Annotated in this window: 5 protein-coding genes; 3 read left to right on the top strand and 2 right to left on the bottom strand. The window is 60.8% G+C overall.

The features are described from left to right. Window positions 1–199: 199 nt before the first annotated feature. Window positions 200–1,507: an amidohydrolase gene (locus tag JAO77_RS07445; protein WP_198989709.1), complete on the top strand. Its 1,308-nt coding sequence runs from the start codon at window positions 200–202 to the stop codon at window positions 1,505–1,507. A 65-nt stretch (window positions 1,508–1,572) separates the two neighbouring features. Here JAO77_RS07445 and JAO77_RS07440 read toward each other — a convergent pair whose 3' ends face one another. Together JAO77_RS07440 and JAO77_RS07435 are read right to left on the bottom strand one after the other, a co-directional pair. After that, on the bottom strand, window positions 1,573–2,340 hold the full coding sequence (locus JAO77_RS07440) for a hypothetical protein (RefSeq protein ID WP_198989708.1): 768 nt from the start codon (window positions 2,338–2,340) through the stop codon (window positions 1,573–1,575). Between the two features lie 78 nt (window positions 2,341–2,418). Further along, on the bottom strand, window positions 2,419–3,180 hold the full coding sequence (locus JAO77_RS07435) for a hypothetical protein (RefSeq protein WP_198989707.1): 762 nt from the start codon (window positions 3,178–3,180) through the stop codon (window positions 2,419–2,421). Window positions 3,181–3,314: 134 nt separating this feature from the next. Between JAO77_RS07435 and JAO77_RS07430 the strand changes: the two genes are divergently transcribed. Both JAO77_RS07430 and JAO77_RS07425 read left to right on the top strand, forming a co-directional pair. Further along, window positions 3,315–6,101, top strand: a complete 2,787-nt coding sequence (locus JAO77_RS07430; RefSeq protein ID WP_198989706.1) for a 4-alpha-glucanotransferase — start codon at window positions 3,315–3,317, stop codon at window positions 6,099–6,101. 765 nt (window positions 6,102–6,866) lie between these two features. Beyond that, window positions 6,867–16,073, top strand: coding sequence for a T9SS type A sorting domain-containing protein (locus JAO77_RS07425; RefSeq protein WP_198989705.1), 9,207 nt, complete (start codon window positions 6,867–6,869; stop codon window positions 16,071–16,073). Window positions 16,074–16,266: the final 193 nt, after the last annotated feature.

The following is a 16,266-nucleotide window of genomic DNA, read 5'->3' as shown; positions in this document are numbered from 1 at the left end:
AGCTGCGTAGTGAGCACCAGCGTTTTGCACTGAGGGCCTAATGACACATGGCGATTTCGAGAATAGACCTAGCGCCTCCTGGAGAAGCTAGCTGGTACGGCTACCGGTGCCAGGGTAAGCCCACGATGAGCACGAAGCAGTTGGGCCAAAAGTCCACCACCCATTTTTACCCTAGGTGGGTGGCCGTACCTTGGGGGCCATGAAACACGTGCTACCCACTCTGCTAGCTGGCCTGGGGCTGCTGGCTACTGCCCCCGCCGCCCGCGCCCAGCGCGCCACCCTCGACGCCCGCATTGCTCAACTGGCCGCTGCCGAGCAAGCCAAGGTGGTAGGCTGGCGCCGCGACCTGCACGAGCACCCCGAGCTCGGCAACGAAGAAAACCGCACCGCCGCTTTCATCGCCGCCCAGCTCAAGGCCCTAGGTATAGAAGTACAAACCGGCGTGGGCCGCACTGGTGTAGTGGGCCTACTGAAGGGCGGCAAGCCCGGTCCCGTGGTAGCCTTGCGCGCCGACATGGATGGCCTGCCCATCACCGAAAGTACCGGCCTGCCTTTTGCCAGCACCGTCAAAACTACCTACCTAGGGCAGCCTGTGGGCGTGATGCACGCCTGCGGCCACGACACGCACGTGGCCATGCTGCTGGGCGCCGCCGAGGTCCTGAGCCAACTCAAAAAGGACTTGCCTGGTACGGTCAAGTTTATTTTCCAGCCCGCCGAAGAGGGCTCGCTGCCCGGCGTGGTGGGCGGCGCTAAGCTGATGGTGCAGGAGGGCGTACTCGAAAACCCCAAGGTGGAGGCCATCTTCGGGCTGCACATCTGGGCGTCGGCGCCGGTGGGGCAGCTGCAATACCGCCCTAGGGGCGAAATGGCAAGCTCCGACCGCTTCAGCATCAAGGTCATTGGTAAGGGCAGCCACGGTGCCAAGCCCTGGAGCAGCATCGACCCAGTGGTGACGGCCGCCGAGATTATTACGGCCCTGCAAACCATCGTGAGCCGCCAAACCGACCTCACCCAAGACGCCGCCGTGGTGACAGTGGGCACCGTGCAGGCGGGGGTGCGCTACAACATCATTCCGCCCGATGCTACGCTCAGCGGCACCATCCGGGCGTTTAGCCCTGACACGCAGCAGCGCATCTGGGCCGCCATCAAGCGGACTGCCAACGGCATTGCGGCGGCCAATGGCGCTACCGCCGAGGTCGGCATCGAACCCTACGTGCCCGTCACCTTCAACGACCCCGTCCTCACGGCTCGCATGCTGCCCACCATGCAGCGCGTGGCCGGCACTAAGAATGTGGTCGAGATAAAGGCTGTGACCGGCGCCGAGGATTTTGCCTGCTACCAGGAGAAAATACCCGGCCTGTTTGTGTTCCTAGGTGGCACCGCGCCCGGCACCGACCCCGCCACCGTGGCCGACCATCACACTGCTGGCTTTAAGGTCGATGAAAGCGCCTTCCCGCTGGGCGTAAAAACGCTGGTCACGCTGGCAGTAGACTACTTAAGTAAATGAGTAATGAACAATGAGGAAGCTGATTACTCAGTCTGCTCATTGTTCATTACTAATTGCTTATTGACCTAGTCGAAGTGTACGAGCGGCTTGCCGTGCTTCTTATAAAAGGCGTACTCTACCTTAAGCGACGCTGTGGCGAAGTCATCCTTTTTATCGGGACTGGCGCGCTGGGAGATGTCATCGAGCAAGTCGCTGCCAGTAACGCAAAACAGGCCTTCGAGCGTGAAAGACAGCGAGCGGCTAGCCTTGAGCGTGATGCCCCCACCCACCGGCAACACGCCGACTAGGGTCGGATAGCCGCCCTGCTTCTCGGGGGGTAGTGGCATACTGCCGTAGGGCGGCACGGCACTGACAACCGAGGCCTTAGGGTTGTTGAGCAGTAGCCCCACGCCACCTTGCAGAAAAAGCTGCACCTTGGTGGGCCGGTAGTTGGGCCCTATATATAGACTCTTGTCGGCTAGCAGATTATAGCGCACGAAAGTAGTGAGCAGCCCACTAGTGCTGGTGAAGCGCAGGCCGCGGCTGGGGGCATAGTCCTTGCCCTCCAGCTGCACGTAGCCTAGGTCAGCCCCAAAGGTGAAGTGTGGGCTAAGCGGACGCACCAACCCTAGGCTGAATCCTGGGCGGCGGCTGATTTGATTGGTGAGGTCACCATCGTAGTAGCCGAGGCTGGCGCCGAGCGTGAGGCGAGTGGGTGGGCGGCGGTATGGCTGGTGGTTAGGCGTATAGAAGTGGCGGGGCGGGCGGTAGCCGGCCGGGGCAGCCACGGCTGGGGCGGCGCCCAGCAAGCCTGCCAGGCTACCGCCCAGCAGGGCAGCAAGTATAAAACGCATCGTAATGGAAAAGGCTAAGTAGCCCTAGCCGCCAGCGGCGGCCGGGGCGCCCCGGCCTACAAAGTTCAAGCCACACTCTTAGTCAAAGTGCACGAGCGGCTTGCCTTTCTTTTTGTAGAAAGCATACTCGATTTTGAGTGCCGCGGTCATAAAGCTGTCTTTCGAGTCGGGGTTACCGCGCTGGCTGATGCCATCGAGCAAGTCAGAGCTAGTAAAATAATACAGGCCTTCGAGGGTAAAGTAAAGCGAGCGGCTAGCGCGCAGCGTGACGCCAGCACCCACTGGCAGCACGGCTGCCACCCCCGAGAACGTGGCCGTATTATTACCCTCGGCGGGCAGTTGCACCGTGCCGCCGGGCACCGCCTGCACTAGGCCGGGGTTGTAGACCATGCCGCCCACCCCAGCCTGCAAGAAGGGCTGCCAGGTGGTGGGGCGGTGGTTGGGCCCTAGATACATGCTTTTATCGGCCAAGATATTATAGCGCAGGTAGGTCGTTAGCAGTGCATCGGTGCCCCCAAAGCGATAGCCACGTTCGGGAAACTGGTCCACGGCCTGGAACTTGACGTAGCCTAGGTCGGCTCCAAAAGTGAGATGCGGGCTGAGCGTGCGTACGAGCCCGATGCTGAGCCCGAGGCGCAGCGTGTTATCGCGCAGCCGGCCGGTGAGGTCACCGTTGTAGCTGGCCAGGTTAAAGCCGAACGACAGGCGCGTGGGCAGCCGGCGGTAGGGCTGGTGGTTAGGCGTGTAGAAGTGGCGGGGCGGGTGGTAGTCGGCCGGCGCGGCCTGAGCCGGGGCCACCAGGCTGCCGCTCAGCAGCGTGGCGAGTACTAGACGAATCATAGAGAAAAGCAGAAGAATAGACCCTGCAGCCGGCGGCTACGTAGGCACCTTGCTGCCCCATACGGCGCGCCCCCTCTGGTAGTTGGGCCCAGGGCCGGGGCAGTATCTTGCGCCCCTTACTCTGGTTTGCCTCAATGACTGTTCACTTTTCTCTCCCCTACCGCACTACTTACGGCCAGCGCTTGGTGCTGTGCGGCTCGCTGCCGGCGCTGGGCCACTGGGAGTTAGCCCAGGCCCTACCCCTGCACTACGACGAAGCCACCACGCGCTGGAGCGCCGAGGTGGAGGTACCCGCCGAGGCGGCTACGGCCCCTATTTCGTATAAGTATGTGCTGCTGTTTGAGGGTGGCGGCGCCGTGTGGGAGTGGGGCGACAACCGCACCCTGGCCCTGCCCGCCGGCTACGAGCACCTAGATGTGCGCGACTACTGGCGGGCGCCCGCCCAAGACGACAACGAACTCTTTACCTCGGCCTTTACCAAGGCGCTCTTCCGCCGCCCCGCATCTGCGCCGGCTGCCAAAGTAGCTGCCACGAAGGTTGCCAAGGGCAAAAAGAAGGCGGCTGCAGCCCCTGTAGTAACCGAGGCGCCAGCCGCCAACCTACACCTGCGCCTGGCCGCGCCGCGCGTGGCCACCGAGCACCAGGTATGCGTGCTGGGCTCGGACCCCGCCCTAGGGGCCTGGGACCAAGGGCCGCCCGTGGTGCTTTCGGATGCCGCCTACCCCTACTGGCAGGCCGATGTGACCCTGCAACACCCCGAAGCCGAGCTACAGTACAAGTATGGCCTCTGGGACCCTGCCACTCAAACGGTGGTGCAGCTCGAAACCGGCGACAACCGCGTCCTGCCCGCCGGCAGCGCCGCCCCCCGCACCCTGCGCGTGGCCGATGATGAAGGCTTCCGCTACGCCGCCGGGACCTGGCGCGGGGCGGGCGTGGCCTTGCCCGTGTTCTCGTTGCGCAGCGAGCAAGGCCTGGGCGTGGGCGAGTTCCCCGACCTGAAGCTGCTCATGGACTGGGCCGCTAAAACCGGCATGAGTGTGGTGCAGGTGTTGCCCATCAACGACACAACGGCCACTCACACTTGGGTTGACTCCTACCCTTACGCGGCCATCTCGGTGTTTGCGCTGCACCCGCAGTACTTGCACCTAGAGGGCATTGCCAAGCTCAAAGACAAGAAGGCCGCTGCCGAGCTAACCCAGCTGCGCCAAGAGTTCAACGCCAAGGACTTCGTGGACTACGAGCCGGTGATGAATGCCAAATGGAAGTTCTTGAAGCTGCTCTACCAGCAGGAAAAGGCCAAGTTCTTGGCCGACCCCGCTTTCCATAAGTTCAAGGCAGAGCAGGGCTCGTGGCTGGTTCCGTACGCGGCCTTCTCGGGCCTGCGCGACCGGTTTGGCACCGCTGACTTTCACGAGTGGCCACAGGAGTTTCGGGCGCCGCACGGCCTCGAGCAGCTGGTAGACGAGCACGGCCCCGATTTCGACGAGTTTGGGCTGCACTTTTTTACGCAATTTCACCTCGACCGGCAGCTGACCGACGCTGTTAACTACGGCCGCGAGCGCCACGTGGTGCTCAAGGGCGACCTACCCATCGGCATCTACCGCCACTCGGTCGATGCTTGGACGCAGCCCGAGCTCTACCACATGGACCAGCAGGCCGGCGCCCCACCCGACGACTTCTCGACCACCGGCCAAAACTGGCGCTTCCCGACCTACAACTGGGAGCGCATGGCCGAGGACAACTACGCTTGGTGGAAGCAGCGCCTGAGCCACCTGGCGCGCTACTTCGACATGCTGCGCATCGACCACATCCTGGGCTTTTTCCGCATCTGGGAAATGCCGGCCCACTCGGTCGAGGGGCTCCTAGGTCACTTCTCGCCCGCCCTGCCGCTGCACCGCGACGAGATACAGCGCCGCCTCGGGTGGTTCGACTACGGCCGCTTGTGCGAGCCCTACATCCGCTGGCACCTGCTCGAGCGCACCTTCGGCGCCGATGCCCAGGCGGTGTTAGATGAGTTTATGGTGGCCGACGAGTACGGCGCCATTCAGCTGCGGCCCCACGTGGCTACCCAGCGCCAGATAGAAACGTACATCAACGAAGAAATCAAGCTGCATCCCGAGCGCGAAGAATTTCTGCTGCGCGTGCGGTCCGGCTTGTATCACTTCGTCAACGAGGTGCTTTTTGTGCCCGCTGGCAACGACTACTACCACCCGCGCATCACGCTGCATAAGTCGGACAGCTTCAAGGAGCTCGACGGCGACGAAGCACGCCGCCGGCTCTACGATGACATCTACGTCGATTTCTTCTTCCGCCGCCACGAGGAGTTTTGGCGCGAGCAGGGTTTGGTGAAGCTGCCGCCCGTGCGCTACGCCACCAACATGCTCATTGCGGGTGAGGACCTAGGGATGGTGCCCGCTTCGGTGCCCGGCGTTATGAAGCAGCTCGGCATGCTGGGCCTCAACATCCAGCGCATGCCCTCCAATCCCGAAACGGAATTTGGCCACCCCGCCGTGGCCCCCTACCTCTCGGTAGTAAGCCCCGGCAGCCACGACATGAGCACCCTGCGCGGCTGGTGGGAGGAGGACCGGGTACGCACCCAGCGCTTCTTCGAAACCACCCTAGGGCACTGGCGCCAGCTTGCGCCCTACTACGCCGAGCCCTGGGTAATTCGCGAAATCATTGCGCAGCACCTGCACTCGCCGGCCATGTGGGCCATCTTCCCGCTGCAAGACCTGCTGGCCATGGACAACCACCTGCGCCGCGCTAACCCCCACGACGAGCAAATAAACGTGCCTAGCAACCCGCAGCACTTCTGGAAGTACCGCCTGCACGTGCCCCTAGAAGAGCTCAACGACGCAGCAGGCCTCAACGAGCCCCTGCGCGCCCTGATAGAAGAAAGCGGCCGCGGTCACGCGTACTAGCATACCAGCTACTCACTTTGGTTAAAAAAGGCTACCCAGTCGGGTAGCCTTTTTTTTGGCCCTAGCGCCTAGCGAATAGCCCAGTTGCTGGCGCCTCTATAGGGCGCAGCGCATTTCCCAGCGTCCCCGGCACCGGATTCCTGTCTCCCCACTTTCTGGGCCTAACCAAATTCTCGCTGTGCATACGCAAGAGCGAGCTAAGCACCTGAGGCCGTTTTAAAACACACTGATGGCCTTTTACCTAATAAACCCCAATAATAACAAACCTTTTATTTATAAAATACAATTTAGCAATCAGTTCCCAAGCTAATTATGCTCATCTCAAAGCACCCTATTTTTCTAAGCATTATTTTAATTATTCTAATAAAATGATATAAATCACATAATTATAATCTAAAAATTAGACTCGATAGTAGCAGTATATTTTTTTCTTGAATTTCAATTATTTATGCTAAACATTTTCACATATTTTTTTCATGAATTTTGCATCTAGCTAATAATTATGTCTTTTTTTGAGACATATATTTTGTGTCTTTTCAATACTCATATTATTAATTTTGTCGTACTTAGCTCGCTGAAAAATATGTTTCTCTCGAAAATCAAATAATATATTTTATCCCTTTTTCCATTCTAGCTTACTCTACTGCCTACTCTATGCGACCATCCTTACGCCTAAGCATGCTTTTGCTTGGCTGGGCTGCTTTTAGGCCGCCTACAGCCCAAGCCCAAACATGCGCCACCGCCCCGGTTAACTTAGACTACCGGGTGTCTAATACTACCAACGCCTACGTAGCAGGCGACTGGCGGAACCGGGCAAGTGCGCCCGCGCCCGATGCCAGTTCCTTTACGCGCGTGGGCACGACCTATTCGTCGGCTGATGCCAACAGCACACTGGCAACCGGCACACTAAATGGCCAAACGCTGGCCTGGACCACAACCTACGCTTCGGCAGCCAACGCCAGCACGGGCTCGACGGTAACCTACACCTTCTCGCGGCCCGTGACCAACTTAGTGGTGCGGGTGCAAGATATCGACGCGGTGTTTGTACCGGCTAACCCAGGGGGGCTCCTAGGTATCGGGGCTACGCCCAGCAACGGCTTCACCGACGAAGTGACCTTTACGGCGACTAACGGCACCACTACCAACATACAGCCAACCCTGACCCGGGCCAATGCTGTAACTAAATACGTAGCGATATCGGGCAACAAGGCCACGGGTATCCCGGCCGGCGGCAACAACGCCACCACCGACGACGCGACAATTATTGCTACTTACCCTGGCACTATCACGTCTTTCACGCTGCAGTACCGCAACGTAACCACAGCTACTGAATTTCAGGGCCAGGTAATTGGCATCGACAACATCAGCTGGTGCCGCATCGCGCCCACTGCCGCGCCCGTTACCACCACCACAGTGGTCAGCTCCTCGACGCAGGCCAACATTCGCAGCCTGAGCGGCACGGCCGACGGCATCCTGAGCTATACGATAACCTCGCTGCCGACCAACGGCACGCTGCTCTACAACACTACGGGTACAACTTATGCCCCCGTGGCCCTAAACCAGAGCCTGACGCCTGCGCAGGCTTCTTCGCTGCGCTACACGCCTAATGCTAGCTTTACGGGTAGCAGCACCACCTTTACCTACCAGGCCAAAGACGACCAGGGTCTTACCTCTCCTGCCGCTACTTACACCATTCCGCTACAGTTTATAGCGGCCTGCGGCACTACCACTAACACGCTAGATTTTAGCACCCGCACCGCCGGCGAAGACTGGACAGCTCGCACCAACGAGCCCGTGCCCGCCGGCGCCACCACCACTATCAGCTCGGGTAACTACTCGGTTAGTACGCCTAACACCGCCTCCACGCTTCGAACTGGGACGGTTAACTCGAATACGCTGGCGTGGAACAACGACTACTCGACCACGAGCCCAGGCCGCACTTCGAAGGTGACCTTCACCTTCTCGCGCGAAGTATCCAACTTCGCGGTGCAGGTGCAGGATATTGACGGCGTGGCGAACAGCTTCATCGACGTCGTAACATTTGAAGGGGCTAATGCAGGCAACACTAGCGTTACGCCCTTCTTGTCGGTAGCTAACCCCAGTGCGGGCGTAGTAACGGTGAGCGGCAACGTGGCCACCGGCCAGACCGCTACCAGCAGCACGGTGGACGGCACCGTGACAGCCTACTTCCCCAACCCCATCAAGACCCTCACCATTACATACGCCAACGGCGTACCGAACACCGTAACCGACCCCGCCAGCCAGTTTATCGGCATCGATAAAATGAGCTGGTGCCGCTCGGTACCGGTGGCCAACAACGTGACCACCACCCCGGTGCTGAGCACAGCCACGCAGGCCGGCATTAGAAGCTTAAGCGGCTCAACACCCGACGGCGGCACCATCGCCTCCTATGTCATCACGAGCCTGCCCACCAACGGCACGCTGCTCTATGGCACGGCAGGCGGCAACTACGCTCCCGTAGCCTTGAACCAGAGCCTGACGGCCGCCCAAGCCTCCTCGCTGCGCTACTCGGCCAACCAGAGCTTCCAGGGCACCAGCACTACTTTCACCTACCGCGCTGTAGACGAAGTGGGGGCCTCCTCGACCAACACGGCTACCTACACTATTCCGCTACAGTATCTGGCCCCCTGCGGCACAGCCACCAACACGTTTGCCTTCGGCTCGCGCCCAGCCAACGAAGACTGGAAAAACCACGCCGCCCTAGCGGTGCCCACCGGCGCCACTACTACCATCAGCTCGGGTGCTTACTCGGCTGACGCTACCAACCCAGCTTCTGCATTTCAGATTAGCTCGGTAAACACAGTAAATGCCCTAGGGTGGTCTAATGACTACTCGGGCACAGGCCGCACCTCGAAAGTAACCTTCACCTTTTCGCGGGCAGTATCCAATTTCACCACGCGCATCCTAGACATCGACGGCGCAGCGGGCAACTTCATCGACGTTGTGACATTTGCTGGGGCTAATAATGGCACCAGCGTAACGCCTTACCTGTCGGCGGAAAACCCCAGCGCGGGCGTAGTGACTATCAGCGGCGCCACGGCTACCGGCCAGACCACCACCGATAGCCCAGTAGATGGTACCGTAACGGTTTCCTTCCCCAGCGCTATTAACACCTTCACCATTACGTACGTCAATGGCGTATCAGGCACCGTAGCCGACCCTGGCTTCCAGGTTATCGGTATTGAGAACATGACCTGGTGCCGCCTGGCCCCCACGGCCAGCCCCGTAACGGTGGCTAGCATGTCAAACGCCTCGGCTCAGCTGCCTATCAGCAGCCTCAACGGAACGGCCCCTGATGGCACTATCAAGTCGTACACTATTGCGGCCCTACCCCCGGCTACCGAAGGCGTTTTGTACGTGAACGGTGTGCTGCTGAATACGACCAACTTCCCAGGCCTAGTGCTAACGCCGACTCAGGCAGGCCAGCTGACGTTTGACCCCACTGCTGGTTTCGTAGGCACGTCCACGTTCAACTACCTGGCTACCGACGACGCTAACATCGCGTCGAACAGCACCACCTACTCTATCCCAGTATCGGCCGTGCCGCCCCCCGCGGCTTGCGCTAACCCCGGCAAAGACGGCTCGCCCACGCTGGCCTCTAACCCCAACACTTATTTCCCTGGCACGGCCTCGGCCGCGCAAGGTGCTACCAGCATCACGATTGGTACGGGCACCCTAGGTAGCGGGGCGGCAGCTAACAACATCTCGGCCGGCGATTTACTGCTGGTGATTCAGATGCAGGGCGCTGACATTAACTCCACCAACACCGACGCCTACGGCGACGGCGTGGCCGGCGGCGGCGCCAGCGGCAACCTGACGACCAACTTCCAGGCTGGCGTGTACGAGTACGTAGTAGCGACCAACACTACGCCCATCACAACGGCGGGCGGCATCTTGACCCTAGCCGCGCCGCTGGTGAACAGCTACGTAAGCTCGGCAGCTTCGACTACCGCCGGCCCGCGCCGCTTTCAGGTGGTGCGCATTCCGCAGTATACCAACCTAACTTTGAGCGGCACCCTGACGGCCACGCCTTGGAACGGCAGCATCGGCGGCATTATAGCCCTCGACGTAGCCGGCCAAACCAACTTTGGTGGTAATACCATCAACGCTTCGGGCCGCGGCTTCCGTGGCGGTGGAGGACGCACGCAGGCTACGGCCGCGGGCGCCAACAATGATTACGTGGCTACAACGACGGCTAATGCCCACGCCCAAAAAGGTGAGGGCACGGCCGGCACCCCGCGCTACGTGAATGTACCAGCTACCCCTAACGACGCAGCTACCAACGCTACTAGCGACACTGGCATCGACGGCTACGCCGGTGGCCCTAGTGGTCGGGGTGCTCCTGGCAACGCCGGCGGTGGTGGTAACAACAACATCGACAACAGCGGCGGCGGTGGCGGGGCCAACGGCGGCATCGGCGGCCGTGGCGGCAACAACTTCTCTGGCAACCAAGCCATTGGCGGTGAGCCGGGCGCTAGCTTCAGCGTGGCTACTAGCTCGCGCCTGGTAATGGGCGGCGGCGGTGGTGCTGGCACTACCAACAATAACTCGGGCACCCCGGCAAACGGCCCGGCTAGCAGCGGCGCTGCGGGCGGCGGCATTGTACTGCTGCGCTCGGGCACCATCACGGGCACGGGCACTATCCTGGCCAATGGTGGCGACGCCAACAGCAGTACAGTTGACGATGGCGGCGGCGGCGGCGGCGCAGGTGGGGCCATCCTTATTACGGCCAGCAGCACTAGCACGCTAACCCTGAACGCTAACGGCGGTACAGGTGGCAACACTAACCCGGCTACTACCTCAGGCCCCCACGGACCTGGCGGCGGCGGCGGCGGCGGCGTTATCTTCACCACCAGTGGCGTAACGGCTACGCTAAGTGCTGCCGGTGGCGCTAATGGCACTACAGTGGCGACAAATAATACCCGCGTAGCTTATGGCGCCGCGGCTGGCCTAGGTGGCGTAACCAATACTGGCATCAGCAACAGCATTGCGGGCAGCACGGCAGGCGCCAACTGCGTGGCCGATGTAGCGACGACTATCACGGGCCCGGCCTCGATAAGCGCGGGCCAGCCCACCGGCAACTTCACGGTGATGTTCTCCAACATTGGTGCGGGTTCGGCTACTTCGGTGGCCCAGCGTGTAGCCTTGCCCACAGGGGCCGGCCTCACGGCTACCCAGCAGGCAGCCATTGTAGCAGCATACCCCGGCACTACGTTCACAACCACGGGCTCGGGCACCAGCGCCATCACGACCATTGACTTTGGCACGCTGGCCCAATTGCCGAGCGGCAACTCGGTCTCTTACTCGTTTGCGTACACGGCACCTACTACCCTAGGTACTGCTAGCACGGAAAGCACTACTTCGACAACCACCCAGGAGCTGGGTCAAACGGCTAACAACAGGGCAGCTTTCAGCTCGACGGTAACTGCGGTGGCCGACGTGACGGTAGCCCTAAGCGGACCTACCACGCTCAACGCCGGCCAGCCTACGGGCACTTTCACGGCCACTTTCACCAACGAAGGCCCCAACCCGGCTACCAACGTGAGCCGCATTGTGACGCTGCCCAGCGGGGCTACGGTTTCGCAGGCTCAGCAAGACGCCATTCGTGCAGCTTACCCCAACGCAAACCTATCGTTTGCTACGCCCGGCGTCATCGACTTTGGGCCGCTCGCCTCACTGGCCAGCGATGCCCGCAGCGTTGTAATGTTCAACTTCACGGCTCCTGAGACCACGGGTGCCTCGAACCTGAGGGCTACTACCAGCACCTCCGTAGCCGAAGGCAGCAACACTGCCCCGAACACCAGCACTCTGGCCTTGAACACGATAGCTACTGCCGATGTAGTCGCTACCATTACGGCAAGCGCCACGCCCACTATCGGCACTTTCACGGTGACGTTCAACAACCGCGGCCCGCAAACGGCCGATGGCGTAGTGCGCACGGTACAGCTGCCGGCTGGCCTCACGGGCTCGGCTACCCCTAGCGCCAACCCCGATGGCAGCAGCAATAACGGCGTGACCGTATCTGACGGCTACTACAATGCGACGACCGGCCTAGTAGTATATAACACTTCGCCCACGAGCATTGCCGCCAACAGCCCACTCACTTCGACCATCACCTACAACCTCACCAGCAGCCAGACGCCCGTAGTGGCCACGGCCAGCGTGAGCACGACGACCAACGAGGCCGGCCTGACGCAGAACAACGCAATGACGGCCGTGATGCCCGCTCAGTTTGACCTGGCAACCACCCTCACGGGCCCGGCCACTACCATTGCGGGCTCGCCCACGATGCTGTACGTGACCACGACCAACAACGGCCCCAACAGCGCCCCGGTAGCTTCGCAGACGGTTCTCATCCCGTCAGACGCACCCCTGACCGACGTTTACATCACCAACGGGGGCACCTACGTTTATAATTCGACCCAGAAAGTTGGTACGGTTACCTTCCCGGCCCTGACCAACCTGCCCAACGGCGAAAAGGTGGTTAACAGCATCAGCTTCAGCGCCCCCGCCGCCAACTTCGCTCCCTCGGCCGTAATAGCCCCTACGAGCGGCGACACGAACACAGCCAACAACACGGCCTACCTCAACGGCAGCACCACCAGCACGCCGATGACCGTAACCAACACTACCCTAGCCAAAACCAACGAGGGCACGACCATCACGGCCGATGCCACGATAGTGAGGGCCGGTTCGGTGGTTACGTACACGGTAACGTCGTTTAACAACGGCTTTCTGAACACGACCTCGGTTAATAATGTAGTAGAGCGCGTGCAGTTGCTGCCGGGCCTCACGTCTTCGCTCGCTAACCCGGGCAGCTCGACGCTGACGGTAGGCGGCGTGAGCGGTACGCAGGCGGGCAACATCATCACGTTTGTGACGGCCGCGGGCACCACTACTTATGATGCCGCCACGGGGGTACTTACCTACCCGACGCTTGCCTCCCAGGCCAGCGGCAGCTCGTACACTTACGACAAGCTGATGGTAACAGTGCCAGCTAATACCGGTAACAACGGTCAGCTGCTGGCTACGGCCTCGGTAAGCACCGATAGTAGTGACCCCGTGCCGGCCGATAACTCGTCGTCGGTAGTTGTGAAAGTGGTTACGACGTCTGACATGACGGCGCGCATTACCGGACCTAGCGCCACGGCTGCGGGCCAGACAGTTAGCTACACCGCTACCTTCACCAACCAAGGCACTGGCTCGGCTACCTCGGCCGTCGAAACGGCCCAGCTACCCGCTGGCCTCACTAACGTGCTCGTGCAGGATGCCAACGGCAACGTTATCACCAACGCGTACAACCCCGCTACTGGTCTGGTTACGTTCCCGGCCGTGGCCAACGCGCCGGCAGGCAGCACCCAGGTATACAGCATCTGGTTTGCGGCCCCGGCCCAGAGCTTCTCGGTGAGCAGCTACGTAAGCAGCGGCACCACCGATGTGGCCTCGACCAACAACTCGTCGCTGGTGCGCACTACGGTGAGCCCCGCCGCCGACGTAGCCGTTTACCTGAATGGCCCAGCCACCGCTGTAGCCGGCAACGCCATAACTTACGCCGTGACCACGGCCAACAACGGACCTAGCAACGCCAGCGCCGTGCAAGCCACCCTACAGCTGCCGGCCGGCCTCAGCGGCACGGGCACGGTAGTAACCAACCCCGATGGCAGCAGCAACAACGGAGTGATTATCACGGGCGGCGGCACCTACAATGCCACTACTGGCCTCGTGACCTTCCCGAGCTTCGACCTAGCCGCCGGCGATAGCCGCGTGGGCCTGGTAACCTTCACCATGCCTAGCAGCCCGGCCAATGGCCAGCTCAGAGGTACGGCTTCGGTTTCGACTACCAGCACTGACCTAGTAGCCGGTAACAACTCGTCGGCCATCGCGACGGGTGTGGCCCCTGCTACGACCAACACGGCCGACCTTGCTACTAGCATCACTTCTCCGGCCTCGCCGGCAGTGGCTGGCACCACGGTTTCGTACACCGTGAAATTCAGTAACCTAAGCACTACCACGGCAGCTATCAAAGTAATGCCGACTGCTTATCTGACGGCTGGCCTGACCAACGTAGTAGTGCGCGATGCTAATGGCGTAGTGGTACCCAATGCGTATAACAGCACTACCGGCCAGGTAGTACTGCCCACCATTGATAGCCAAGCACCCGGCAACGAGACCTCCTACACGATTAGCCTCACGACCCCGGCCAATGCGCTAGCCATCTCGGCCTCGGCAGTTTCGTCTAATACCTCTGACCCCAACCCGAGCAACAACGTATCGGGTAGCCAGCTGAGCATCACGCCGGCTTACGATGTAGTGACCAGCCTGGCTGGTCCAACCACGGCGCAGCCCGGCAGCGTGAACACCTACTCGGTAACCACGACCAACAACGGCCCTTCGACCTCGTCGGCCACGGCCAACAGCACCACCCAAACGGTGAAGGTGCCAGCCAACTCGATAGTAGGCGACTTGCCTGTGGGAGCTTCGTATGATAGCGGTACTGGGGTAATTACCTTCCCGGCCATCAGTGGCCAGGCGGCCGGCGCCAATGGTGCCGTAGCCAACTCGTTCACTGTTGTGATGCCCGCCACCGGCAACCTAGACCTCACGGCTACCGTGACCGCTGCCGGCGAAAGCAACCTCGACAACAACGACTTCACTTTGACCACTACCCAGGCCAACCAGGCCCCGGTGGCACAAAACATCTGGAACACGCTGCGCAGCGCCCGTGGCAACACGGCCAACCAGCAGGCACCCGGCGGCCTGCTCATCTCGCCGCTCAACGCTACCGATGCCGATGGCACCGTGAGCAAGTACGCGATAGTGAGCCTGCCCGACCCCACCCAGGGTGTCCTCTACCTCAGCAATGGTACCCGCGCCTCTATCGGCGATGTGCCAGCGGCTGGCTTGTACTTCGCACCCACTGTAGGCTACGTCGGCAATGCCACGTTCACGTTCCAGGCCATCGACAACCGGTCGGCTGTGAGCAACACTGCCCTCTACACCATTCCGGTGGCGCAGGACCAGAGCTCGGCTTACACTACCTACAACTCGGGCAAGAGCGTGTACAGCACCGGCGAAGTACTGGCCCAGGCAGTTGACCCCAACGCGGCTGTCTACAGCAGCAACGGAAGCATCTACAGCCCCGAAGGTGCACTGCTGGCCGGGTCTGCCAACGGCCTAGCCAACGCCGTACTCGCTTCGGGCACACTGCCCACCGGCGTAAGCATTGACCCGGCTACCGGCCGCATCTACGTGAGCGACGCTAGTGCGCTGCCTCAGCTGACGCGTACCACCAGCTACTCGCTGCAGGTAACTACGACCGATGCCAACGGCGGTGCCAGCACCGTACCCGTGACATTTGCCCTAGGTGCCACGCCGCTGCCGGTGGTGCTGACCGACTTCACGGCCCAGGCCGTGCAGAACCGCGACGCCCAGCTGAGCTGGCACACGGCCTCAGAGCAGAACAACGACCACTTCGAGGTCGAGCGCAGCTTCGACGGCACTACGTTCGTTAAGATTGGCCAAGTCGCTGGTCAGGGCACGACTACGTCGGCCACGGTCTACGCCTTCAATGATGCCAACGTAGCGGCCAAGGCTAGCGGCCCGGTGTACTACCGCCTGCGTCAGGTCGACCACGATGGCACCGCCACCTACTCGCCCCTGCGCACGGTCAAGTTCCAGCAGCTAGCTACCCGCCTAGCACTGAGCCTGTACCCGAACCCGGCCCAGACCAGCACCACGCTCGACCTGAGCGCGCTGCCCACCACGGGCACGTATCAGGTTCTACTGCTCGATGCTACGGGCCGGACGGTGCGCACCGCTACCCTAGGTGGTGGCCTGCCGCAGCCGCTATCCATCAGCGACCTGGCTATTGGCACTTACCAAGTGCTAGTAACTGGTCAGCTAGCCGATGGCACGGCTGTGCGCCAAGTACTACGTCTGGTAAAGGAATAACAGCACTGCTTTCGCAGTTTTTGAAAAGACTCCCCTTGCAGAAGGGGAGTCTTTTTTTATGTGTGCCTCTCAGTTTTTAGCCGGGACCATCGCAATCATATAGGTATGGAGCATCTAGCTCGACAATAAATAATAAATTTTATTATTATAAAAATACAATTTTGTAAAAATAAAAAAACACGCTTGTTATTAG

Origin of the sequence: Hymenobacter sp. BT559 (assembly GCF_016427535.1) — a bacterium.
GTDB lineage: Bacteria > Bacteroidota > Bacteroidia > Cytophagales > Hymenobacteraceae > Hymenobacter.
The sequence above is the reverse complement of the archived record's forward strand: the minus strand, read 5'-3'. Positions and strand labels throughout refer to the sequence as shown.

What these genes read in the sequence shown, in the direction of transcription:
- JAO77_RS07445 (WP_198989709.1), top strand. Translation starts at nt 200, where the DNA reads ATGAAACACGTGCTACCCACTCTGCTAGCTGGCCTGGGGCTGCTGGCT.
- JAO77_RS07435 (WP_198989707.1), bottom strand. Translation starts at nt 3,180, where the DNA reads ATGATTCGTCTAGTACTCGCCACGCTGCTGAGCGGCAGCCTGGTGGCC.
- JAO77_RS07430 (WP_198989706.1), top strand. Translation starts at nt 3,315, where the DNA reads ATGACTGTTCACTTTTCTCTCCCCTACCGCACTACTTACGGCCAGCGC.
- JAO77_RS07440 (WP_198989708.1), bottom strand. Translation starts at nt 2,340, where the DNA reads ATGCGTTTTATACTTGCTGCCCTGCTGGGCGGTAGCCTGGCAGGCTTG.